The sequence below is a fragment of the Telmatospirillum siberiense genome, assembly GCF_002845745.1.
Taxonomy (GTDB): domain Bacteria; phylum Pseudomonadota; class Alphaproteobacteria; order Rhodospirillales; family Magnetospirillaceae; genus Telmatospirillum; species Telmatospirillum siberiense.
Genome location: NZ_PIUM01000007.1, coordinates 127,514 through 151,217, shown reverse-complemented (window position 1 = coordinate 151,217; position 23,704 = coordinate 127,514). Strand labels below are relative to the sequence as shown.

General features: G+C 63.2%; 23 protein-coding genes. 17 read left to right on the top strand and 6 right to left on the bottom strand.

What is annotated here, in order from left to right:
- Positions 1–167 precede the first annotated feature (167 nt).
- From hpnA to CWS72_RS09005, 6 genes are all read left to right on the top strand, one after another.
- Entirely contained in the window at positions 168–1,160 is a 993-nt protein-coding gene (gene hpnA / locus CWS72_RS09030) for a hopanoid-associated sugar epimerase (protein ID WP_101250256.1), read from the top strand.
- On the top strand, positions 1,157–2,320 hold the full coding sequence (locus CWS72_RS09025; protein ID WP_101250255.1) for a glycosyltransferase: 1,164 nt from the start codon (positions 1,157–1,159) through the stop codon (positions 2,318–2,320). The genes hpnA and CWS72_RS09025 overlap by 4 nt, the downstream gene beginning before the upstream one ends.
- The gene (hpnC, locus tag CWS72_RS09020) at positions 2,317–3,168 is read left to right on the top strand and encodes a squalene synthase HpnC (protein ID WP_101250254.1); all 852 of its coding nucleotides are present in this window, start codon (positions 2,317–2,319) and stop codon (positions 3,166–3,168) included. The genes CWS72_RS09025 and hpnC overlap by 4 nt, the downstream gene beginning before the upstream one ends.
- Positions 3,165–4,037, top strand: coding sequence for a presqualene diphosphate synthase HpnD (gene hpnD / locus CWS72_RS09015; RefSeq protein ID WP_101250253.1), 873 nt, complete (start codon positions 3,165–3,167; stop codon positions 4,035–4,037). Before hpnC ends, hpnD begins: the two co-directional genes overlap by 4 nt.
- Before the next feature lie 164 nt (positions 4,038–4,201).
- A complete protein-coding gene (gene shc / locus CWS72_RS09010) occupies positions 4,202–6,130 on the top strand; it encodes a squalene--hopene cyclase (RefSeq protein WP_101250252.1) in 1,929 nt (642 codons plus the stop codon).
- Positions 6,131–6,388: 258 nt separating this feature from the next.
- A complete protein-coding gene (locus CWS72_RS09005; protein ID WP_101250251.1) occupies positions 6,389–7,051 on the top strand; it encodes a phosphorylase family protein in 663 nt (220 codons plus the stop codon).
- Here the strand turns inward: CWS72_RS09005 and hpnH are convergent.
- Together hpnH and ispH are read right to left on the bottom strand one after the other, a co-directional pair.
- On the bottom strand, positions 7,001–8,149 hold the full coding sequence (hpnH, locus tag CWS72_RS09000) for an adenosyl-hopene transferase HpnH (protein WP_101250250.1): 1,149 nt from the start codon (positions 8,147–8,149) through the stop codon (positions 7,001–7,003). The two genes, CWS72_RS09005 and hpnH, sit on opposite strands and share 51 nt — an antisense overlap.
- Before the next feature lie 4 nt (positions 8,150–8,153).
- Entirely contained in the window at positions 8,154–9,077 is a 924-nt protein-coding gene (ispH, locus tag CWS72_RS08995) for a 4-hydroxy-3-methylbut-2-enyl diphosphate reductase (RefSeq protein ID WP_101250249.1), read from the bottom strand.
- 323 nt (positions 9,078–9,400) lie between these two features.
- Between ispH and CWS72_RS08990 the strand changes: the two genes are divergently transcribed.
- The 3 genes from CWS72_RS08990 to hpnJ are packed head-to-tail and all read left to right on the top strand — an operon-like array spanning position 9,401 to position 12,591.
- Positions 9,401–10,012 (top strand): ABC transporter substrate-binding protein, encoded by a 612-nt coding sequence (locus CWS72_RS08990; RefSeq protein WP_101250248.1) that lies wholly within the window; start codon positions 9,401–9,403, stop codon positions 10,010–10,012.
- Positions 10,013–10,018: 6 nt separating this feature from the next.
- Positions 10,019–11,173 (top strand): bacteriohopanetetrol glucosamine biosynthesis glycosyltransferase HpnI, encoded by a 1,155-nt coding sequence (gene hpnI, locus CWS72_RS08985; protein WP_101250247.1) that lies wholly within the window; start codon positions 10,019–10,021, stop codon positions 11,171–11,173.
- Entirely contained in the window at positions 11,170–12,591 is a 1,422-nt protein-coding gene (hpnJ, locus tag CWS72_RS08980; RefSeq protein WP_101250246.1) for a hopanoid biosynthesis associated radical SAM protein HpnJ, read from the top strand. Before hpnI ends, hpnJ begins: the two co-directional genes overlap by 4 nt.
- 136 nt (positions 12,592–12,727) lie before the next feature.
- On the opposite strand, the gene CWS72_RS08975 is transcribed toward hpnJ, so the two are convergent.
- Entirely contained in the window at positions 12,728–13,351 is a 624-nt protein-coding gene (locus CWS72_RS08975) for a TetR/AcrR family transcriptional regulator (RefSeq protein WP_101250245.1), read from the bottom strand.
- A gap of 66 nt (positions 13,352–13,417) precedes the next feature.
- Here CWS72_RS08975 and CWS72_RS08970 point away from each other — a divergent pair, with 66 nt between their 5' ends.
- The gene (locus tag CWS72_RS08970) at positions 13,418–14,338 is read left to right on the top strand and encodes a DMT family transporter (protein WP_101250244.1); all 921 of its coding nucleotides are present in this window, start codon (positions 13,418–13,420) and stop codon (positions 14,336–14,338) included.
- Between the two features lie 86 nt (positions 14,339–14,424).
- On the opposite strand, the gene CWS72_RS08965 is transcribed toward CWS72_RS08970, so the two are convergent.
- Entirely contained in the window at positions 14,425–15,558 is a 1,134-nt protein-coding gene (locus CWS72_RS08965; protein ID WP_274540592.1) for an SAM-dependent methyltransferase, read from the bottom strand.
- Between the two features lie 417 nt (positions 15,559–15,975).
- Between CWS72_RS08965 and CWS72_RS08960 the strand changes: the two genes are divergently transcribed.
- The 3 genes from CWS72_RS08960 (at position 15,976) to CWS72_RS27745 (ending at position 18,127) form a co-directional block, all read left to right on the top strand.
- Positions 15,976–16,155, top strand: coding sequence for a hypothetical protein (locus CWS72_RS08960; RefSeq protein WP_101250242.1), 180 nt, complete (start codon positions 15,976–15,978; stop codon positions 16,153–16,155).
- Positions 16,156–16,487: 332 nt separating this feature from the next.
- Positions 16,488–17,369: a dienelactone hydrolase family protein gene (locus tag CWS72_RS08955; protein ID WP_101250241.1), complete on the top strand. Its 882-nt coding sequence runs from the start codon at positions 16,488–16,490 to the stop codon at positions 17,367–17,369.
- Positions 17,342–18,127 carry an SGNH/GDSL hydrolase family protein gene (locus CWS72_RS27745; RefSeq protein WP_241911648.1) on the top strand — a complete coding sequence of 262 codons (786 nt, stop codon included), beginning with the start codon at positions 17,342–17,344 and terminating at the stop codon, positions 18,125–18,127. Before CWS72_RS08955 ends, CWS72_RS27745 begins: the two co-directional genes overlap by 28 nt.
- 10 nt (positions 18,128–18,137) lie before the next feature.
- On the opposite strand, the gene CWS72_RS08945 is transcribed toward CWS72_RS27745, so the two are convergent.
- Entirely contained in the window at positions 18,138–19,004 is an 867-nt protein-coding gene (locus CWS72_RS08945) for an SGNH/GDSL hydrolase family protein (protein WP_146002687.1), read from the bottom strand.
- A 20-nt stretch (positions 19,005–19,024) separates the two neighbouring features.
- The gene (locus CWS72_RS08940; protein ID WP_241911647.1) at positions 19,025–20,185 is read right to left on the bottom strand and encodes an OpgC family protein; all 1,161 of its coding nucleotides are present in this window, start codon (positions 20,183–20,185) and stop codon (positions 19,025–19,027) included.
- Positions 20,186–20,350: 165 nt separating this feature from the next.
- Here CWS72_RS08940 and CWS72_RS08935 point away from each other — a divergent pair, with 165 nt between their 5' ends.
- The 4 genes from CWS72_RS08935 to CWS72_RS08920 all read left to right on the top strand — a co-directional run bounded on the left by CWS72_RS08935 (position 20,351) and on the right by CWS72_RS08920 (position 23,551).
- Complete coding sequence (locus CWS72_RS08935; RefSeq protein ID WP_146002686.1) at positions 20,351–20,761, top strand: bacteriohemerythrin; 411 nt, start codon at positions 20,351–20,353, stop codon at positions 20,759–20,761.
- Positions 20,762–20,913: 152 nt separating this feature from the next.
- Positions 20,914–21,924: an ABC transporter substrate-binding protein gene (locus CWS72_RS08930; RefSeq protein WP_338056167.1), complete on the top strand. Its 1,011-nt coding sequence runs from the start codon at positions 20,914–20,916 to the stop codon at positions 21,922–21,924.
- A complete protein-coding gene (locus CWS72_RS08925; RefSeq protein WP_241911646.1) occupies positions 21,921–22,748 on the top strand; it encodes an ABC transporter permease in 828 nt (275 codons plus the stop codon). Before CWS72_RS08930 ends, CWS72_RS08925 begins: the two co-directional genes overlap by 4 nt.
- The gene (locus tag CWS72_RS08920) at positions 22,745–23,551 is read left to right on the top strand and encodes an ABC transporter permease (RefSeq protein WP_101250237.1); all 807 of its coding nucleotides are present in this window, start codon (positions 22,745–22,747) and stop codon (positions 23,549–23,551) included. The genes CWS72_RS08925 and CWS72_RS08920 overlap by 4 nt, the downstream gene beginning before the upstream one ends.
- Positions 23,552–23,704 lie beyond the last annotated feature (153 nt).

Here is a 23,704-nt window from a genome sequence, read left to right as displayed (position 1 = left end):
TTTTAGTCGGCCGGCCAACACTCCGCCGGCCCACCGAATCAGCCCGGTTCCATCCGCCTTTTGAAGAATCGCTAGCGGTCTTTGCCGCAAAGTTATAACTAGACCGGCGGCATGGTCGACCTTGGGCACGACCGTGCCATTCGGATTCAACCGCGTGGTATCTTGGGATGTCTTCCACATCACTGGTCACGGGAGCGACGGGCTTCGTCGGTTCCGCTGTCGTCCGTACTTTGCTCGCCGCCGGCCATGAGGTTCGCGTCCTCGCCCGGCCGGGCAGCGACCGGCGTAATCTGGCCGGCCTCGATGTTCACATAGCCGAGGGCAACCTGGAAAACCCGGCCTCGCTCGAGGCCGCCGTGGCCGGTTGCCGTCACCTGTTCCACGTGGCCGCCGACTATCGTCTGTGGGTCAGGGATCCCGCCGCCATGCTGCGCACCAACGTCGACGGCACCCGCGCCTTGATGCGGGCAGCCATGTCGGCCGGCGTGGAGCGCATGGTCTACACCAGTTCGGTGGCGACGCTCGGGCACGGCCAAAACGGGCCTGCCGACGAGACCACCCCCTCGACGCTGGCGGATATGACCGGCCCCTACAAACGCTCGAAATTCCTCGCCGAGGAAGAAGTGCGGCGAATGATCAGGCAAGAGGGGTTGCCGGCGGTCATCGTCAATCCATCGACACCGATCGGCCCCGGAGACATCAAACCGACACCGACCGGCCGCCTGATCGTCGAAGCCGCCTCCGGCAAGGTGCCCGCCTATGTCGACACCGGCCTCAATGTCGTACATGTCGACGACGTGGCGACCGGCCATCTGCTGGCCCTGGAAAAGGGCGTGATCGGCGAGCGTTACGTCCTGGGCGGGGATGACCTTCTGCTGGCTGAAATCCTGGCCATCATCGCCAGGACGGTCGGCCGGCGCCCGCCGGCGGTCAAGCTGCCGCGCCTGCCGCTCTATCCGCTGGCGGTCGTCGCCGAGGCCTGGGGCCGCCTGTCGGGAACCGAGCCCTTCCTGACCTTGGATGGGCTGAAAATGGCAAAATGGCGCATGTGGTTCAGTTCGGCCAAGGCCGAACGGGATCTCGGCTATCGCCATCGCCCGGCCGGGCAGGCCATCGAAGATGCCATCGCCTGGTTTCGCGCCAACGGATATTGCCGATGAGTTTCGCCACCCTTCTCGCCTGGCTGGCCGCCCTCGCCTGGGGTTGGATGTTGCTGTTGCGTGGCCGCTTCTGGATCATCGAACGGCCGAAGGCGGCCCCCGGCCCCGCGGCCTGGCCGGTTGTCGCCGCCCTGGTCCCGGCCCGTGATGAAGCCGAAGTGATCGGCCAGGCCGTCGGCTCCCTGCTCGATCAGGACTATCCGGGGCATTTCCGGGTCGTGGTTACCGACGACCACAGCAGCGATGGCACGGCTCGTCTGGCCCGCGCCGCCGCCACCGAAAGGGACGCCGAGGACAGACTGCTGGTCGTCGAGGCCGCTCCGCTGCCGCCCGGCTGGAGCGGCAAAATGTGGGCCCAGTCGCAAGCCCTGAACGCGGCCCTGTCGGCCTTCCCGGATACCGAACTTTTGTTGCTGACCGATGCCGATATCGGACATGCCCCTGGTGAATTGACCGGCATGGTCGCCCGCCTGCTGGCCGAAAAATCCGACATGGCCTCATTGATGGTGCGGCTGTCGACGACGAGCTTCGCCGAAAAGGCGGTGGTGCCTGCCTTCGTCTTTTTCTTCCGCCTGCTCTATCCGTTCCGCTGGATTGCCGATCGGGCCAGGAAAACGGCGGGCGCCGCCGGGGGCTATATCCTGATCCGGCGCACCATGCTGGAGAAGATCGGCGGCTTGGCCGCCATCAGGAACGCCCTCATCGATGATTGCAGCCTGGCCGCCACCGTCAAACGGGCCGGTGGCCGCGTCACCCTGGATTTGAGCCGGGACACGGTCAGCCTTCGCCTTTATCCCGGCGTCGAGGGGCTCTGGATGATGATCGCCCGCTCGGCCTACACCCAGCTTCGCTGTTCGCCCCTGCTGCTGGCGGGCACCGTACTCGCCATGGCCATCACCTTCCTTCTGCCGCCGGTCTTCACCGTCATGCCGGGGCCCCAGCGGCTTCCGGCCTTGCTGGCCTGGGCCGAGTTGTCGCTGGCCTTCGCCCCGATGTTGCGCTTCTATCGTCTTCCGTTACCCTGCGCGCCGCTGCTCCCGTTGACGGCATTGTTCTATTTGGGAGCGACACTCGATTCGGCACGCCGCCACTGGCAGGGCCGGGGCGGCGAATGGAAAGGCCGGGTGCAGGCCGCGGACACAACAAGGAGAGAGGGATGATGCCGGACGGCACCGTCGAACACGCGTCGGGCAAGGGCAGCCAGGACGAGAATTTTCCGGTCGGCTCGCTGCTTATCGCGGCCCCCTTGCGGCGTCATGTCCACACCTTCTACCGCTTCGCCCGCAACGCCGATGACGTCGCCGACGCCACCGATCTGACGGCGGAGGAGAAATTGCGGCGCCTCGACCGCATGGCCGACGTGCTGAACGGCGCCGAGGGCCCCGATGCTCCGGCCGCGGCCATGATGCGCGTCAGCCTGCGGGAATGCGCCATCGATCCGATCCACTGCCACGAACTGCTCGACGCCTTCCGCCAGGACGCCACCAAGACCCGTTATGCCGACTGGGGCGAACTGATGGACTATTGCCGGCTGTCCGCCGCGCCGGTCGGCCGTTATCTGCTCGACCTGCACGGCGAATCCCGGGACACCTGGCCGGCCTCGGACGCGCTTTGCGCCGCCTTGCAGGTGATCAACCATCTCCAGGATTGCGCCAAGGACTTCCTGAAAATCGACCGTGTCTATATTCCCGCCGACTGGATGGCCGAAGACGGCACCGGCATCGAGGATCTGCGCCGCCCGGCCGCCACTCCCGGCCTGCGCCGTACGCTGGATCGCGCCGTCGCCGCCACCCGGCCGCTGGTCGAACAGGCGCGCCGGTTGCCCGGCGGCGTGAAGGATCGCGGCTTGCGGGCCGAATCGGCGATCATCGTCGCCCTCGCCGAACGCCTTCTGCAACGGCTGGATCGCGAGGATCCGTTGGCCAAGCGGGTCAAGCTGGGGCCGGCCGCCATCGCCATGGCCGCCGCCGGCGGCATTTTCCGCTCCTTCCTGGGAGGCCGCTCATGACCGCCGTCGCCCGGACGGACGCGCCCGACGACGAGGCAGCCCTGATCGCCCTGGTCACCGAGCGGGTCCGCCGGTCGGGCAGTTCCTTTTATTGGGCCATGCGCATGATGCCGCTGGAACGACGGCAGGCGATGTATGCCATCTACGCCTTTTGCCGCGAAGTGGACGACATCGTCGACGAACCCGGCGAGACCACGGACAAGCGCCGGCGGCTGGGCGAATGGCGTGACGATATCGTCGCGCTTTACGAAAACCGCGTTCCACGCTTGCCCCTGGCGGCGGCTTTGGCCCGACCGATCCGCCAGTTCGACCTGCCTTCCGAGGATTTCATCGCGGTGGTCGACGGCTGCGAGATGGATACCGGGAAGGGGGTCGTCCGCCCCGACATGCCGACGCTTGAGCTTTATTGCGACCGCGTCGCCTGCGCCGTCGGACGTCTGTCGGTCCGCATCTTCGGCGACTTCACGCCGCGCAGCCTGGACGTCGCCAATCATCAGGGGCGCGCCCTGCAATTGACCAATATCCTGCGCGACGTCCGCGAGGACGCGAAGATCGGGCGCCTCTATCTGCCCGACAATCTGCTTTCGGCGCATGGCATTGAAAGTGCGGATCCGCAGACGGTGGCGGACCACCCGGCCATCGCCCGGGTTTGCCGAGATCTCGGAGAGATCGCCCGTGGTCATTTCGCCGAAGCCCAGTCCGCCATGGCGGACTGTTCCCGCCGGGCCATGCGCCCGGCGGCGGTCATGATGGCCATGTATCGCGATATCTTCGAGCGGCTCGAGGCGGCCCATTGGCAGCCCCCGGACGAGATTCACATTCCCAAGGTCCGCAAGATCTGGTGTGCGCTGCGGCATGGTTTTTTCTGAAAAACCCGTGTCAACAAGACCACACCTTTCCAAAATATGGGTTAACCCATTAATGTCAGGCTCGAAAATCGCCTGTTCACGTGTTATGAGGCGTGCAGAATCGGATGAGAAGATTCATCGGATGAGAGGATTCAAGGGTGTCGAGTAGCGAGTTAAACCGGGTCATGTTCGACTTCGCGGAAGATGAGAACAGCTTGGACGCGGTGGTTTCGCGGTCGGCGGCTGCGCTCATGGCGCGGCAGCAGGCGGACGGCCACTGGGTTTTTCCGTTGGAGGCCGACGCCACCATTCCGGCCGAGTACGTTCTCTATCTGCATTATCTGGACGAGCGTGATCCCGCCCTGGAAGAGAAGATCGGCGTCTATCTGCGCTCGATCCAGGAAGAGCACGGCGGTTGGCCGCTGTTTCCCGGCGGGGATCTGAACGTCAGCGCCTCGGTGAAGGCCTATTTCGCCTTGAAGGCGCTGGGTGACGATATCGCGGCGCCGCACATGCGCCGCGCCCGGGAGGCGATCCTGGCGCATGGCGGGGCGGCGGCCAGCAACGTCTTCACGCGGACGCTCCTGGCGCTGTTCGGCCAGGTTCCCTGGCGGGCGGTGCCGGTGATGCCGGTGGAGATCATGTTGCTGCCCAAATGGTTCCCCTTCCATCTGGACAAGGTGAGCTACTGGTCGCGCACAGTGATCGTTCCGCTTCTGGTGCTGATGGCGTTGAAGCCGCAGGCGCGCAATCCGCTGGGCGTGCATGTGCGCGAGCTGTTTCAGGTGGCGCCGGAGGAGGTTCGCGACTGGCACACCGAGCCGGCGCGGTCGCGCTGGGCCTATTTTTTCCGCCGTCTCGACGGCGTTCTCCAGGTGGTCGACCCGTGGTTCCCGAAGGCCGGGCGGCGCAAGGCGATCGCCCGGGCCCGGGCCTGGGTCGACGAGCGCCTGAACGGGGAGGAGGGCCTGGGGGCCATTTTCCCGGCGATGGTCAACGCGGTCCTGATGCACGACGTCCTGGGCACCGATCCGTCCGATCCGCGGGTGGTGACGGCCAAGCGGGCATTGCGCAAGCTGGTGGTCGACGAGGGCGACCGGGCGTGGGTCCAGCCCTGCGTCTCGCCGGTCTGGGACACGGCGCTCGCCTGCCACGCGTTGCTGGAGGCGGGGGACGAGGCCTCGATGGCGGCGGCGCGGCGCGGCGCCGACTGGCTGGTCGAACGCCAGATCACCGACGTGGTGGGCGACTGGGCGCTGCAACGGCCGGATCTGGCGCCGGGGGGCTGGGCTTTCCAATATGCCAATCCGCATTATCCCGACGTCGACGACACGGCGGTGGTGATGGCGGCGCTCGACCGGCTGGACGGGGAGCGCTATGGGCAGGTGGTCGCCTCGGGCGCCACCTGGATCCGGGGCATGCAGAGCGAGGGCGGCGGCTGGGGGGCCTTCGATGCCGAGAACACCCATTACGCGCTGAACCACATTCCCTTCGCCGATCATGGGGCGCTGCTCGATCCGCCGACGGCGGACGTCTCGGCGCGCTGCGTCTCGGCCTTGTCGATGCTGGGCGAACGGCGCGAGGACCCCGTGGTCAAGCAGGGCGTCGACTATCTGCTGGCCGAGCAGGAGGCGGATGGTTCCTGGTTCGGGCGCTGGGGAACCAACTACATCTACGGAACCTGGTCGGCGCTGGCGGGGCTGAACGCGGCCGGCGTCGCCCATGATCATCCGGCGGTGAGGAAGGCGGTGGCCTGGCTGGTCTCGAAACAGCGCGAAGACGGCGGCTGGGGCGAGGATGGGCGGTCCTATTGGGACGAGCAGCCGCGCGGCGATGGTCCGGTGAGCACCGCCTCGCAGACCGCCTGGGCCCTGCTCGGGCTGATGGCGGTCGGCGAGACCGACAGCGAGGCCGTCGCCCGCGGCGTCGCCTATCTGCTGGAGAGCCGAAACGACGAAGGCCTGTGGGACGAGGAGCATTTCACCGCCGTCGGCTTCCCGCGCGTCTTCTATCTGCGCTACCACGGCTACCGGACCTTCTTCCCGGTCTGGGCATTGGCCCGCTATCGCAACCTCACCTCCGGAAACGCCGGACCCGTCCTCCACGCCCTGTAGATTTCCTTTGTTGGGGTTTAAAGCCGGTCGCCGGTTTTGGTTTTCCCGCTATTTTTTCGTCATCCCCGGGCTTGACCCGGGGATCCACGCAGTGCCATAGGCACGAATATTTCGGAGACGGAAAGACGTGGATGCCCGGAACAAGTCCGGGCATGACGAGTGCAGCTAATCGTCCGGAAATGAAAAGACAAAGATATGTGAATCCGCCAGCCGACATTGGCCTGGGTGGGCGGGAAGAACTCGAGTGATCGGAGAGAGATGACCACCCTCACAATCGGCTTCGTCGTGGGAATGCGTTCGGAGGCGGCTTTGCTTCCCACCGCTTATCCCATCGCCTGCAGCGGCGGGATCCCCGCCAAGGCGCGGCAGATCGCCGGGGAACTTCTGGGGGCGGGGGCTAGTGGACTGATCAGTTTCGGCATTGCCGGCGGACTGGCCCCGATGCTGCGTCCGGGCGATCTGGTGATCGGCACCGGGGTCGTGGCCGGCACGCGCACCATCGCCGCCGATCCCGCCTGGCTGCGGCAACTGATTGGACGGCTGCCCCGGGCGGTCAGCGGCCTGGTTTACGGGGACACGGATATTGCCGCGACACCGGAACGAAAAAGCCAATTGCATCGAGAAACCGGCGCCCTGGCGGTCGACCTCGAAAGCGGTGCCGTGGCCGAGGCCTGTCAGGCGGCGGGGAAGCCCTTCGCGGTGATCCGCGCCGTCGCCGATCCGGCGGGACGCCGCCTGCCCTCCCTGGCACTGGACGCGTTGGACGCCGAGGGACGGCCGCTGCCGATGAAAGTGGCCGCCGGATTGCTCCGGCGGCCACAGGAATTACCAGGGTTGATCCGCGTCGGCCTCGACAGCCGGGCGGCCTTGTCAGCCCTGAACGCGGCGGTGGGTCGGCTGGGCCCGGCCCTCGGCCTCTAGACGCCCCAGGTTCTGTTCAAGCAGCGCATCGAACACCTTCTCCGCCGGACGCTGATGATCGAGCGGAATGTCGGATGCCATCGGCCCATCGACGCGGGGACCGCGCAGGGCGACGGCCAGGGCTTTCAGCGGGTTCTTCATGGTATCGGCCACCGCCGTCGCCTCGAAACCGCTGTGGACCATGCAATCCGCGCATTTCTCGTAATTGCCGGTGCCATAGGCATCCCAGTCGGTTTGTTCCATCAGTTCCTTGAAGGTTTTCACATAACCTTCGCCCAACAGATAGCAGGGACGCTGCCAACCGAAGACATTGCGCGTCGGGTTGCCCCAGGGCGTGCAATGATAGGTCTGGTTCCCGGCCAGGAAGTCGAGAAACAGCGAGGACTGGACGAACGTCCATTTGCGGCCACGGCCCAGCCGGAAAATCTCGCGGAACAACTGCTTGGTATTCCGGCGATTGAGAAAATGCTGGGTGTCCGGCGCCCGCTCGTAGGCATAGCCGGGGGAAATGGTGACGCCGCCGACGCCCAATGCCTTGACCTCGTCCATGAAGTCGGCGACACGGCCCGGCTCGGCTCCCGAGAACAGCGTGCAATTGATATTGACCCGGAAACCCTTGGCCCGGGCCGCCTTGATCGCCTTGACCGCGATATCGTAGGTGCCGGGCTGGGACACCGCCTTGTCGTGGTCCTCGCGTCCGCCGTCGAGGTGGACGGTGAAGGCGAAAGCCGGATTGGGCTTGAACTGATCGAGCTTCTTTTCGAGCAGCAGGGCGTTGGTGCACAAATAGATGAATTTGCCGCGCGCCAACAACCCCTCGACCACCTCGCCGATCTCCTTGTGGAGAAGGGGCTCGCCACCAGCCAGGACGACCACCGGAGCGCCGCATTCGTCGGCCGCTCCCAGGCATTCCTCGACCGAAAGACGGGCGTTCAGGATTTTGTCCGGGTAGTCGATCTTGCCGCAGCCGTTGCATGCCAGATTGCAACGGAACAGCGGCTCAAGCATCAACACCAGGGGATAGCGTTTCACGCCGGCGAGGCGCTGACGCATGAGATACAAACCGATTTTGATGGACTGCTGAAGGGGTACGGACACGGGATCAACTCAATAATTGGGGGGGAAGTTTGAAGTGCAGGTCTTCGGGGACACCGGGAAGCGTCGTCACTTCCGTCGCCCCGTGCGACCGCAGAGCCTCGATCAGGCCCTGCACCAGATCCTCAGGCGCCGAGGCGCCGGCGGTAACGCCGACCGTCTCGACCCCTTCGAGCCACTCCGGACGAAGCGCGGCCGGCTCCTCGACCAGATAGGTCGGCACGCCGCGTGCCAGGGGAATTTCGCACAGACGGTTGGAATTCGAGCTGTTCTTCGCGCCGACGACCAGCACCAGATCAACCTGCTCGGCCAGTTCCGCCACCGCCTGCTGCCGGTTTTGCGTAGCGTAGCAGATTTCCTTGGTATCCGGTCCGATGATCGACGGGAAACGCCGGCGCAACGCCTCGATGATGACGCGGGTATCGTCCACGGACAAGGTCGTCTGGGTGACATAGGCCAGCCGGTCGGGATCGGCCACCTCCAGGAGGTCGACATCATTGACGGTCGAAACCAGCCGGCCGGCGCCCTTGAGCCAGCCCATGGTTCCCTCTACCTCCGGATGCCCGGCGTGACCGATCAAAATAACCTCGCGCCCCTGAGCAGCGTAATAGCCTCCGTCATTATGAACGCGCAACACCAGCGGACAGGTTGCATCGATCACCTGATGTCCGCGCTCCTCGGCCTCGTCCGCAACCGACGGCGAGACGCCGTGGGCACTGAAAATGGTCACGCTGCCGGCCGGTACCTCGCTCAATTCCTCGACAAAGCGCACACCTTTGGCGCGCAGCCGATCAACCACATGACGGTTATGAACGATTTCATGGCGAACATAGATCGGCGAGCCGAATTTTTCCAAGGCTACTTCAACGATATCGATTGCCCGCTGCACGCCGGCACAAAAACCACGAACCTCGGCGAGTACCACGCGCATCCAAACCTCTCCAAAATTCCGCCTATTCCCGGCTCCCGGCCACATTTCGGGCATCGGGCAGCAAACCATACGGGCCATGTCTGATGATTTCAACCCGAGAACAGGTGTGGGAAATATGTCCCATGGGGATCGAGCCGCAACGGCCCCACCGCCCGCGAACGCAGGCGGACGGATGTCCGCCGTCCGGCGACTGAGGGGATTGAAGTTGGACCGGGGCAATCGGGTTCGCCCGATTGCCCCGGAAGGCATTTTCTTTACCTGCCCGGCGAGACGTGGCATGGTCCGCGTTTTCCGACATATCGCCGTCAAAGGGGCGGCCTTTCATGATGAAGATTTGCAAGCGTTTCGTCGTCCTTTTCATCGCCGCCATGCTGGCGTTGCCGGTCGGCGCCCAGGCCGACGATGGCGCCAAGGAAGTCGTCCAGGGCTTATGCGGACGCCTTCTCACCGTAATGAAGCAAAGTCAGCAATTGGGCTTTCAGGGACGAGTCGAGAAGCTGACCAAGGTGGTCGTCGAGGCCTATGACATGCCGGCGGCCACGAAGGCCACGCTGGGCGTCGCCTATGGCAAGCTTTCCGCCGAGGAAGCCCAGCAATTGACCGATCTCTTCTCCCGTTTCTCGGTTTACAGCTATGCCGAGCAATTCGACGGATGGGATGGCGAGACCTTCGAAGTGGGCGAGCCCAAACCGTCGACCGAGGGATCGCTGATCGTCCCCAGCCGCATCGTTCTCAAGAATGGCCAGGCGACGGAGATCGACTATCTCCTGCATCAGGACGCCGGCCGTTGGAAGATCATCGACGTTCTGCTCGACGGAACGATCAGCCAGACGGCGGTGCGCCGTTCGGAGTTCGTCTCGATCTTCCGCCGGGACGGCTTTCCCGGTCTGTCCGCCATGCTGACCCAGAAAATGTCCGCCATGGGAAGCAAGTAAGGCTTGATGTCCGCCGTTTTGACGCTGGCCGCTTGGGGGCTGGCCGGAGCCAGCCTCGCCGGAATGGGGTATCAGACGGTCGCCGTCCGTCACTTGCGCCGCTTCCTGGGCGGGCCGCGTCCGCGCCCCTCGGCGCGGCCGGCCGTCAGCCTGCTGAAACCCCTGTGCGGCAACGAACCGCATCTCGCCGGAAATCTGCGCAGCTTCCGCGACCAGGATTATCCGGCGGTGCAGATCGTCTATGGCGTGGCTGACGCGGATGATCCGGCGCTCTCGGCCATCGCCCGGGATGGCGACGCCTCGTCCGACGACCGGGAAACGATCGTCGTCGATCCGACGGGGCACGGATGCAATCTCAAGGTCGGCAACCTGCTCAACATGTTGCCCCGCGCCCATGGCGAGGTCCTGGTGATCGCCGACAGCGACGTCCGGGTCGAGCCGCGTTATCTGGACGATGTGGTGGCGCCGCTGGCCGATCCTTCGGTCGGCCTGGTCACTTGCCTCTATGTCGGCCGGCCGAACGACGGACTGTGGAGCCGGATCGGCGCCATGGGAATCAACCACGGCTTTCTGCCCTCGGCCTTGGTGGCGCGCGCCGTCGGACGACATGACGGCTGCTTCGGCGCAACCATGGCGCTGCGGCGCGAAACACTGGATTCCGTGGGCGGACTGGCCCCGCTCCAGGACATTCTGGCCGACGACTGGGCATTGGGTGCCGCTGTTCGACGGGGCGGGTTACGAATCACCTTGGCGGCGCGGCCAGTCGATATTATCGTCCACGAGCCCGACTTCGGCAGTCTGTTCGCCCATGAAATTCGCTGGGGAAGAACCATTGCCGCCGTCGATCGGACGTCTTATATGGCGTCGGTGATCACGCAACCGGTGGCACTGGCCGCCCTGGCCGTCCTTTTGGGCGCCATGGCCTGGCCGTTCGCCGGTGTGTTGTTGGCAGCGTGCGCGGTGCGCCTGTGGGCGATCCGCGCCGAGGAACGGGCGTTGGTTCTGCCCCGCGCCGGCTTGCCGGCGGTGGCATTGCGCGAACTGCTCAGTTTTGTTGTTTTTATCGTCGCCTGCTGCGGCCGTACTGTGATATGGCGCGGTCGGCGGTTCACTATTCGTCGCGACGGCACGCTTGAGAGTAAGGAAGGTATCCCGACATGAAGAAAACGCTGTTCCTCAATCCTCCCTCCTACGAGGGTTTCGACGGCGGCGCCGGCTCGCGGTACCAGGCCAAGCGGGAAGTGCGATCCTTCTGGTACCCGACATGGCTGGCCCAGGTGGCCGCCCTGGTCCCCGACAGCAAGCTGATCGATGCGCCGGCCCGTGGCCTGCTTCTCGACGACATTCTTCCGATGGCCGGCGATTTCGAGATGGCGGTGCTCTATGTCAGCGCTCCGACCTTCCGCTCCGACATCGCGGTGGCCGAAGCCCTGAAGAAGGCCAACCCCAAGCTGATGGTCGGCCTGGTCGGCGCCCATGTCGCCACCTTGCCGGAATCTTCGCTGGAAGCCTCCGAGAAGGTCGACTTCATCGCCCGTCACGAATTCGATTACACCATCCTTGAAATCGCCGAAGGCAAGCCGTTCGAGGACGTCGACGGAATCACCTGGCGCCGTGACGGCAAGATCGTCAATAACAAGGACCGCGCCCAGATCCACGACATGGACGCCCTGCCGATGGTCACACCGGTCTACCATCGCGATCTGGTGGTCGAGGATTATTTCATCGGCTATCTGAAATACCCCTACATGTCCTTCTACAGCGGGCGCGGCTGCCGGGCGAAGTGCAGCTTCTGCCTGTGGCCGCAGACCATCGGCGGCAACACCTACCGGACGAGAAGCGCCGCCAAGGTGGTCGAGGAAGTCGCCCTGATGAAGGAGAAGTTCCCCCAGGTTCAGGAATTCTTCTTCGACGACGACACCTTCACCGACGACCATGCCCGCGCCGAGGAGATCGCCCGCGGCCTGGGCAAGCTGGGGGTCACCTGGTCTTGCAACGCGCGGCCCAACGTTCCCTATGAGACGCTGAAGGTGTTGAAGGAAAACGGCCTTCGGCTGCTGCTGGTCGGCTATGAGTCGGGTGTCCAGGAAATCCTGAACAACATCCGCAAGGGCACGCGCATCGAATATATCCGGCGCTTCACCGCCGATTGCCACAAGCTGGGCATCGCCATCCACGGCACCTTCATCGTCGGCCTGCCCGGCGAAACCCACGAAACCATCCGCCAGACCATCGCCTTCGCCAAGGACATCAACCCGCACACCATCCAGGTGTCCCTGGCCGCCCCCTACCCGGGTACGGCGCTCTACAAGGAAGCGATCGAGAAGGGTTGGCTGAAGGGCGGCGACCTGATCCAGGACAACGGCCTGCAGATCGCGGCGCTCAATTATCCGCATCTGTCGTCGGAAGAGATCTTCGAATCCCTGGCCGAGTTCTATAAGGCCTTCTACTTCCGTCCGAAGAAAATCGCCGAGATCACCCTGGAAATGCTCTCCAGTTGGGACATGATGAAGCGGCGCCTGCGCGAAGGCGTCGAATTCTTCCAGTTCCTGCGCACCCGCAACGACGTCGCCGCATAGGTCCATGCGGCGCCTCCGCTTCCGGCGGAGCGGAGGCGCCGCTCGGGCTTCCCGAAGCCCCGTCCGATAATGTCTGGGGTGGCGGTGGTGCCAGACGGATGATGATGCCCGATCTGGAAAGCGCCGTGTAAGAGGCTCAGCCGTTTCCCTGATCGCAATACCCACACGCAAGGGCGTGCAGCAGGTGCTGCAGTCCAAGAAGGGCCGCCTCCGTTGAGGAGCCGCCTAACTGCGCATTCACGATCGCTCCGTCCAGGGCGAGAGTGGCAGCCCAAGCCATGTGGGCGGCTGCCACATCCGACGGAAGCAGGTCCGCGATGGCGTCTCGCACCGCCTGCTTGTGCTGTAGCGCGATGCCCGTGATCGAGGGAACACTCTCTCCGATCTCCGCGACCGTGTTGGCAAAGGCGCAGCCGCGAAACGTCGATGCATGGAACCATTCCCGCGCCACCTGAAGCACTGGCATGAGCGGCTGTGTCCGTCGGTCTGCGGCTGACTGGGAGGCCCGTGACGCGGCAAGGCTTTCCTTGAACCACGCGATCCACGTCTCGTGCCGCTGGCGCAGATACGCGCGGATCAGGTCATCCTTGGACGGAAAGTGTCGATAGAAGGTCACCTTCGTCACGCCCGCCTCGGCGATGACACGGTCGATGCCCGTGGCACGCACGCCGTGCAGATAAAAAAGGTCCTGTGCGGCGCGCAGGATGCGATCCCGAGCCGAGAGGCCGACAGACGCCGATAGTGGGGAACTCCGTCTCATTCTTTTATGTAGACAGGTCGTTCCACATCCGTCAACGTAGACAGAGTTGTCTACAAAGGCTGTTCCATGACGTCCGCACCGTCCGCCACCCCGCCCTCCGAACGACCGGCCTCAGCGGCTCTGTCGACCATTTGGCTTTTCGTCTTCGTCGTGCTGGCCTGGAGCCTCAACTGGGTCGTCATGAAACTGGCCGTGCAGGACATCACACCGCTCTGGGCAGTCACGATACGTACCGCACTGGCCGCCGCGGTGCTTATCCCCGCCCTTCATGCCAACCACCAACTCGTACGCCCCCCACCTGCCGACTACCCGATCGTCCTCGTGATCTCCCTTTTCCACATGGTCGCCTTCGCGGCCCTCATGACGGCCGGCCTCACTTATGTCTCGGCCGGTCGCGCAATCGTGCTGGGCTACACCACGCCCCTTTGGGTCGCGCCGGCCGCCTTTCTCTTCCTCAAGGAGCGAATGTCATTCCGGCAGATCCTCGGCATCGGGATCGGCATGGCCGGCCTCTTGCTCCTCGTCGGACCAAGCGCTTTCGACTGGAAGAGCAGAGAGGCCATTCTCGGTCATGGTCTCCCGATCCTGGCGGCGATCTGCTGGTCAGTAAGCATCGTCTACACGCGCGCCCATCGCTGGACGGCGACGCCCCTCCAACTCATGCCCTGGCAATGCCTTCTCGCCGCCGCGGTGCTCGCGATCCTCGCCCTCTCCTTCGAGGGGCCGCCGCCTACCCGGATGGGCGCACCCGCAATCCTCGCTCTTGCCTATAACGGCGTGATCGGTACGGCGCTCGGCTTTTGGGCGATGACCGTCGTGAATAGACGGGTGCCGGCCACCACCGTGGCGCTCGGCGTCCTTGCGACACCGGTCTGCGGGATCGGACTAGCCGCCCTTCTCCTCGGAGAAGGGCGGGACCCGATCCTGATCCTCTCCGCGTTCATCATCATGGCCGGCCTCGCCATCGGCACTAAGCCGCGGGCATAGCCTGCGGTTGCCCCCCGGGGGGTCCGAGACGAGCGTCTGAGAGGTACCGCTCGAACTCGCCGTTACTCAACTCCGGTCCCCGACCATCATTCCGCCGCGCGAGCGGCGGCTATCGGCGCATCGGCACCCAGCATGTAATCCCTCGTCCGTGGGACGGCCTGGGGATTGCCGGCCATCTGCATCTGGAAAACCATCAGATCGCCGTAGCGGAACGACGCTTCGGCCCCCGCCAGATAAAACTCCCACATCCGGCAGAACCGCTCGTCATACAAGGCGGCGGCCTTGTGCCACCGGGAGCAAAAGCGCGCACGCCAGTGCCGGAGCGTATCGGCGTAGTGAAGGGGGGAAAGAATCTCCAGATCGGTCACGAACAGGCTGCTTTTTTCCGTGGCCGGCAGAACCTCGGACAGGGAAGGACAATAGCCTCCCGGAAAAATATATTTCCGGATCCATGGATCGGTCGTCGTCGGCCTGCCGCTGCGGCCGATCGCATGAAGAAGGGCGATTCCGGAATCGGTCAGCAACCCCCTCACCTTATTGAAGAACGTGGCGTAGTGGTCGACACCGACATGCTCGAACATGCCGACCGAGACGATACGATCGAAAGTTAGGCCGATCTGACGGTAGTCGATCAGTTCGAAGTTCACCCGGTCATCGAGTCCTGCCGCTTTGGCACGTTGGCGGGCGATTTTCAGCTGATGCTCCGACAAGGTGATGCCGGTCACCGTGACATCGGCCTCGCGCGCCATCGCCAAGGCGAGACCGCCCCATCCACAGCCGATATCGAGCACCCGTTGCCCCGGTGAAAGGCGCAACTTGTCGATGATATGTCTTTTTTTCGCGGCTTGCGCCTGGTCCAGCGTCATCCGCGGGACGGGGAAATAGGCACAGGAATAAAGCCTGTCCTCATCCAGAAACAAATCATAGAAGGCATCCGACAGATCGTAATGATGGGCCACGTTACGGCGGCTCGCGCTCACCGGGTTCCATTGCTGCAAACGGCGGGTCAGCCACGCCAGGACGTCGCTCGGACTGATGACTCCGCCGAACCGCCGGGCGTTGGCCGTCGCCAGGGCCAGGAAATCGTAAAGCGTGCCCTCCTCGATGGTCAGACGGCCCTCCATGAACGCCTCGCCCACGGCCAGCGACGGGGACAACGGAATAGTCCAGGGCAGCCGGGAATCGTGGAGTCGGATCGTGCAGGGCTGGACATCCGGCAACGCCTTTCCCTCAAACAAAAATGATTGACCATTTGAATAAATAACTGTCAAAGATCCATGAACTATAAATCTTCGCAGAAACAAATTCAGGAATGACATCACATATTCCCCGTGCTTTTACGGATACACACTTTGAACTTGCATAGCACTCATCCACAAAATCATATGACAATGCCGTCAGAAGCCATGCCAATTCCATAAAACGCCTCGATTGTAAGAGCAAGCCACACATATTAGAAATGAATTGTACCAATTATTACTATTCCATATTGGAATAATATCGGCCATCATTCCTCTATCCCGCCGGCAATCGTCGGCGGCGGGCATCCCGCCGTTCGCGGTTCCTCTCACTTTTGCTTGCCGATCAAGAGAGTTGCGCAGAGCATCGCCACAACGCATCGGACAGGGAGAATTTCAATGAACCAACTTTCGCGGCAAGCCCCGGCCGACACCCGGCGGAGCTCATCGGATGCGGGGTGGCTCCGCCGGATTTCGGCGAAATGCGGCTTCGAACTGAACTATACGGCGGCGGGTCTGTTCGTCGCCGGCATCGTCATTCTGGTCTTCGGCATTCATTCGGTCATCTCCCCGCACTGAGCGCCCGCGCCATCGTTGGCGCACAAGCCAAGCCCCGGCGACCGAAGACAATGACATGAGCTCAAGGCAGGTGGTTCACGCGATTGCCCTCTGGGGAAGCGGACGGCGGCATCTTGCAAAACGCCCTCGCCGCCCCCAATTGCGCTGGTGTTCCGTTTTTGACGTTCTGAAAGTGGCTGACGGCAAATAAAACACAACCACCGAAACATCCCCGCGACGCGGTCGGCGCATCCTCTGCATGGTCACGGCTGGGCCTATCCCGGAGATCCGCGGATGCTTCGGTAGCGGACGCTACGGATCCCCCCCGCTCCGTTCCTTCAGTGGAGAACCTCATGGGCAGCATCCCCTTCGATCATCGCCGCGCCTGGCTCACCGCCGACGCCACATCCGATCTCAGCCGCCGAGGCTTTATGGTGACCTCGCTTGCCGTCGGCTTCGCCGCGGCGGCTCAGCCGGTGATGGCCCAAGCCGTCACCACGAACGGCGAAGGCCTGATCGCCGGCGAAGTGGCGGTTCCCGTCGCCGGCGGCGTCATGCCGGCCTACCAGGCCTACCCGGCGACGGGCAGCGGCCCCTTTCCCACGGTGATCGTGGTTCAGGAAATCTTCGGTGTTCATGAATATATCAAGGATGTCTGCCGCCGCCTGGCCAAGCTTGGCTATTACGCCGTCACCGGCGAACTTTACGCCCGCCAGGGCGACGTCTCGAAACTGACCGACATCAAGGAGATCTTCGCCAAGGTGGTCTCCAAGGTGCCCGACGAACAGGTGATTTCGGACATCGATTCCCTGGTCGACTTCGCCCGTTCCTCCGGCAAGGCCGACATCACGCGCTTGGGAATTACCGGATTTTGCTGGGGTGGACGCGCCACATGGCTCTATGCCGCGCATAATTCCAAAGTGCGGGCCGCCGTCGCCTGGTATGGCATGGTCGATCCGCCGATGTGGAACGAGAAAGCCATCTCGGTCTTCCAGTTGCTGCCCAAGCTCAAGGTGCCGGTGCTGGGCCTCTACGGCGCCAAGGACACCTCGATCCCCGTCGCCCATGTGGAAACACTGAAAGCCGAACTGGCCGGCACATCTTCCGAGATCGTCATCTATCCCGACGTCGGACATGCCTTCCATGCGGACTACCGTCCGAGTTACGATCGGAACGCCGCCGAGGATGGCTGGCATCGATTGCAAGATTGGTTCAAGAAATTCGGCGTCGCCTGACATTCGATAGAAGATTCCAAATATGGGGCGGCTGCCTGCTGGCGGCCGCCGCCATTTCGCTCTCCGGACCGGCCTCCTCGATCGAAGACGGCAAATGCCGGATCGATACTGAGAGTCTCCAGGGAAACGCCTCCTTGCCACGAACCCTGGCGGCCCTGCGGAACCACCATTCCCTGACGGTGGTCGCCGTCGGCTCCTCCTCCACCCAAGGCTACGGCGCCAGCGACCCCACCCGAGCCTACCCTGCCCAACTGACGGCACTGCTGAAGGCGCATTTCCCCCATTCCGCCATCCATATCCTCAACAAAGGTGTCGGCGGCGATAATATCGACAGGATGCTCACCCGTTTTCCCGGGGACGTCTTCGCCGAAAAACCGGATCTGGTGATCTGGCAGACAGGTACCAACGATGCCATCAATCACATCCCGATCGCCCGGTTTCGCAGCCAGTTGGCCCTTGGCCTGAGCGATCTGCGGGCGCGCGGCATCGATGTCATCCTGATGACGCCGCAATATGCGCCGCAGTTCATCGACGTCGCCGACCATGCCGATTATCTGAAAGCCATGCGCGACGCCGCCACGGCGGCGAACGTCGCCCTCTTCGACCGATTCTCCCCGTCGCGACAGTGGTCCACCGACATCCGTTTCGCCGACAGTCCGGTCCTGACCAGGGATGGCCTGCATCAAACCGACGCCGGCTATCATTGCGTCGCCACGCTGCTGGCTGATCGCCTGACCACGCTGGCGGCGGGACGGTAAACCTTTCGGATCAGGGCTGCTGCTGAGCGGCCGTCAGGATCATCCTGGCCAACTGCCGGGCCAGACATGCGTGAACGAAATTGGCATTTTTCATCTGCTCGGCGGCGGTCGTCGCGGCGGGATCGAAGCGCCCCTGGTCGACGTAATAACGCATGATACCGAAGCGATGCAGGATATTGGCATCCTCCGCCTCGCCGACACGCCAGAGATAATCCAGGTAAGGCTGGAAGTCATAGATCGAGTCGGTCTGCGGGCTGTATTGGATATCCACCAGCATGACGTCGATGCCGCGCTCATGAATCTTCCGCAAGCCATCGGTCAAGGTCTCGCCGAAGACATTCACATCCAGGCGCCGAACGGCGTCGGTGGTGCCGGTCTCCCAGATCACCAGATCGGGGCGGTTCTGAGCCAGATTCGCCTCCAACTGCGCCACCACCATCGGGGCGGTCAGTCCCGCCGCCGTCTTGTCGGTCACGCTGGCGCGCAGACTGGGCATGAGACCGGCCAATTCACCTTCGAGCAATCGAGGATACGCCCGGAAGGCCACCGCCAGACCTTTGCCGGCCCAGGCCGGCGAGCCCGTCGACGAGGTCGATCCGACAAGCAGGATTTTCAAGGGTGCCTTTGCCTGGAGGCGCGCATAAACATGGTCAAGCGGATAGTTGACGATCGCGAGGTCATCCGAAACCGCGCAGGGCTCGTTGGCCTCCTGGGCGAAGAGCCTTCCCTCCGGACAAAGGGCCAGCAGACAGGCCGACAGCAGAAAGACGGCTGGACGCAAGGATTGCGACGCCCTACCCGCCGGTGGCGGGAACAGTCGGCGGAGTCGCAGAATTCCGACGATCGTCACGAACACCCCCGCCGGATTTACCGGCATAGCCCTGTTCCGCTCCCGCATCATGCCCCCCGGCCCGCCACTGCGGATTTTTCCAACTTCCGATACCAGCCGAGGTAATAGGCCGCGGCGACCATCAGGACGATCCCGGCGACACTGACGGCGGCCTGCGCGGCCAGGGTGTCGCTCAATTCAACCAGCAGCATATGCCCCGCGAAGGACAGGAAGATGCTCAGGCAAAAGATTTCCAGCGGATGCTGTCCGCACCGGATCACCGGCTGCAGCAGGCGCCACTTCATGAGCCGGCTGTCGGCCGGTACGGCCAGAATGACCAGATAGGCCAAAGCGAAGAAATGGACGAGCCGCAAGGGTGACAAATCCGTCTTGTCGATCGGATAGAGCATGGATTCAAGCCGATCCGGCAGATAGATCTCAAGGAACGGAAAGTGCCACGTCGATACGACGAACAAAGCGAATAACAGATAAAGCGCGGCAAGAGGAACGACCCAGGCGCGAAAACGACGCATCCAGGGGCGACCATGGGCAACGCCGGCGGCTGCCCCCAGAACGAACAGGAACTGCCAGGCCAGCGGGTTGAACAGCCAGGTTCCATCCGGCCATGTCGGAAAATTCCACGCGAAGCGGCTGGTCGCCAGATAGACCAATCCCGAAATCAGCAGAACGCATTTCGGAAAATGTCGCAACCCCAGAAGAACGAACGGAAAGGTGGCCAAAATCACTATATAGAGCGGCAATATATCCATATTCGTCGGACGAAATTTTAGAAGTATCGCCTGCATTAATGTAATATGCGGTTCATTAAAAAAATTAACGATCCCCATCTCCTCGCTATACATTGGATTATTGAACTTTTCCATCGTATACGCAACCTGCGCCGTGAACACCATGAACAACAGCAATTGCGCGACGTAAAGCTGCCAACATCGTTTGTAAATTCGCGCGGCGACGAACACGAAGCCATTGACGTCGAGACGCCGCCCATAGGCGAGAACGGCCGAATAGCCGGCGATGAAGACGAAGGCCTCGGAAGCGTCGGAAAATCCGAAATTGCGGATCGTCAGCCAGTTCAGGGCATTGGAAGGAATGTGATCGAGAAAAATGAAGATCAGGGCGAGACCGCGAAAAAAATCGAGGCGGAACTCGCGCGGCACCCCCGGCTTCCCGGGCTTCGTCGGTTGTTCGGTCGCGGAACCGGTCATCATCTCGCCGGGACCCCACTTCATTTATGAACGAGGCCGGTGACAGCCCCCTTTCGAAGCCTTCGACGCTAGGCCTCCCGCCCCGCTCTGTCCATGGCGACGTTTCCCGATTGACGCAACACCCCGGTCAATGTCCAATTGCATCCAGGCCTGCCGGAGGGGCTTTTCATGAAGCAAGAAGACGATGCCAAAACCAACCACACCGAAATGGACGCGGAACACAAGGTTCAGATCGGATTGATCCAGGCTCTCGAACAAAGCCTCCAGCAGGGTCGGGGCCGCAGCGACATTTCCTCCATCCTCAATCAACTGGTCGAATATACGAATATTCATTTCATGTCGGAGCAACTGCTGATGCGACTGCATGCCTATCCCGACATCGGCGGGCATGAAATGGAACACGATCATCTGATCGAGCAATTACGCAAGGTCGAGGATGGCTTCGTGGCCGGTGATTCCGAAATGACGGCAAGCGAAATCACCATGCTGAAACGTCTGGTCGTCGACCATATCAAGACCCACGATCAGACCTTCGCCAAATATCTGGCTAAGCCGAAAGATATGGTTCTGGCTGGCTAGAGTTCCCTCCGCTTTCCTCGCAAACCAAGCGCAGCTCAAGGCTTGCGCGGCCGATTTGTCAAGAAAGCGTCATTAGATCGTTCGGCCAGAACAGTCCATTTTGTCCCGACCATTCGCCCCGGCTTCCGGGGCGTCGACGAGGAGGGACTCTCTTGCTGCGACGATTGCTTTTCGGCCTTCTGCTGGCGTTGGCTCAAACCGCTTCCCTGACGGGAATGGCCCAGGCCCAGACGACCATCTGCTACAACTGCCCGCCGGAATGGGCCGACTGGGCGGCTCAGATCAAGGCGATCAAGGACCGCCTGGGCATCACGATACCCTTCGACAACAAGAACTCCGGTCAGGCCCTGGCTCAGATGCTGGCGGAACGGTCCAGTCCGGTCGCCGACGTCGCCTACCTCGGCGTCACCTTCGGAATCCAGGCCAAGAAGGAAGGAATCACCGCCGCCTACCGGCCTGCCAAGGCCGATGAGATTCCCGCCGGATTGAAGGATCCCGACGACCAGTGGTTCACCATCCATTCGGGAACGCTGGGCCTCCTGGTCAACGTCGATGCCCTTGGCGGCAAACCCGTTCCGCAGTCCTGGGCCGATCTTCTGAAGCCCGATTACAAAGGCATGGTCGGCTATCTCGACCCGACCTCGGCATTCGTCGGCTATGTGGGCGCGGTGGCGATCAATCAGGCCCGAGGCGGCACGCTCGACGACTTCACGCCCGGTATCGCCTATTTCCAGGCCCTGTCGAAGAACGACCCCATCGTACCGAAACAGACGTCCTACGCGCGGGCGCTCTCGGGCGAGATTCCCATTCTCGTCGATTACGACTTCAACGCCTACCGCGCCAAATACAAGGACAACGCCAACATCGTTTTCGTCATCCCCAAGGAGGGAACGCTGACGGTGCCCTACGTCATGACCCTGACCAAGGGAGCGCCGCACGCCGCCGACGCGCGCAAGGTACTCGACTTCACGCTGTCCGACGAAGGGCAAACCTTGTGGGCCAAGGCCTTCCTGCGGCCGGTCCGGACCACCGCGCTCCCCCCCGAGGTGGCGGCGAAATTCCTTCCCGACAGCGATTACGCGCGAGCCCGCACCGTGGATTACGGCCACATGGCCGAGGTCCAGAAAAGCTTCACCGATCGTTATCAGGCGGAGGTGCATTGAGCAGCATCTCCGGCGGCGGGCGCATGCTGGTCGTGCTCGCCATGCCGGCCGTGGCGATTTTCACCGCCTTCTGGCTGCTGCCGATGGCCCGTCTCGCGCTGTTCGCCGGGACGGGCCCCACCGGTTGGAATGCCTATCTGGCGGTGCTGACCCATCCCCAATATCTGGCCAGTCTGGTTTCCACCATCCTGCTTTCGATGGCCGTCACCGGGGCGACCCTGATCATCGGCGGCATCACCGGGGTCTTTCTCAGCCGGCATGATTTCCGCGGACGCGACCTGCTGGTCGGCATGCTGACCCTGCCCATGGCCTTCCCCGGCGTGGTGGTCGGCTTCATGGTGATTCTGATGGCCGGCCGGCAGGGCCTGATCGGCCTGATCGCCCAGACCATCGGCGCGGGCAAGCCGGTCTTCGCCTATTCGATGGGCGGACTGTTCCTCGGCTATCTCTATTTTTCCATTCCCCGCGTGTTGCTCACCATCATGGCCGCCGCCGAAAAACTCGACCCGGCGCTGGAAGAGGCGGCCCGTTCGCTGGGGGCGTCGCCCGCCCGCGTGATCCGCGACGTCCTGCTGCCGGGCCTGCGCCCCGCCCTGATCGGGGCCGGCGCCCTGTGCTTCGCCACCTCGATGGGCGCCTTCGGAACGGCCTTCACCCTGGCCACGCGCATTTCGGTGCTGCCGATGACGATCTATACCGAATTCACCCTGTTCGCCGACATGGCGACGGCGGCGGCGTTGAGCCTCGTTCTCGGCGTCGTCACCTGGGCGGTCCTGGCCCTCGCCCGCAATGCGACCGGGGCGGGCGTGGCGGCGGCGGCATGACGACGACGACCCGCCGAGGTCCCCTCTATTGGCCGCAGATGGCGTTCACCATCGCCGTCTGCGCCTTCCTGATCCTGCCGGTCGCCCTGTCGATGCTGGCCGGCGTCAGTCTCAATTGGCAACGAGGTCCGGCCGGCGGCCTGACCCTGCAATGGATCGAACAGGTCTGGGCGCTCTATGCCGAAACCGTCGCCCGTTCGCTCGCCGTCGCCCTGGCCTGCCTTGCCTGCGATCTGGCGCTGGGCGTGCCCCTGGCCTATGTGCTGGTCCGCCGGCAGAGCCGCTGGACCCGCCTGGTCGAGGAACTGATCATGCTGCCGGTGGCCGTGCCGGGCCTGGCCACCGCGCTCGCCCTGATCATTCTCTACGGCGGCCTGCATGACTTCCGGAACAGTTCGGCCTTCATCCTGGTCGGACATGTGCTGTTCACCCTGCCCTTCATGGTTCGCTCGGTTCTGGCGGTGCTGTCGGCCATCGACGTCCCGACCCTGGAGGAAGGCGCCGCCAGCCTGGGCGCCGGCCCCTTTCGCCGTCTGGCGACGGTGGTGCTGCCCAATGCCCGTCCGGGCATCCTGGCCGGATCGTTGATGGTGGTGACGCTTTCCATCGGCGAATTCAACATGACCTGGATGTTGCACACGCCGCTGACCAAGACGCTTCCGGTCGGACTGGCCGACGCCTATGCCTCGATGCGCATGGAAATCGCCAGCGCCTATACCGTGGTTTTCCTGCTGATGATCGTACCGGCGCTGATCCTGCTGCAACTGGCCGCGGCATCGGCGTCCCGCCGATCGAAAAGCTAGTGTGACATTCATGACCTTCGTGCCAGGCCTTGATGACCTCTGGGTCCCCAGTGCCGTGAAAGGTGCCCCGGATATTTTGAACCACCAAGGCACCAAGACACCAAGGCGGCGGAGTGTACCTCAGGCATTTTCCCGCCCTGTCATCGGCTGCCG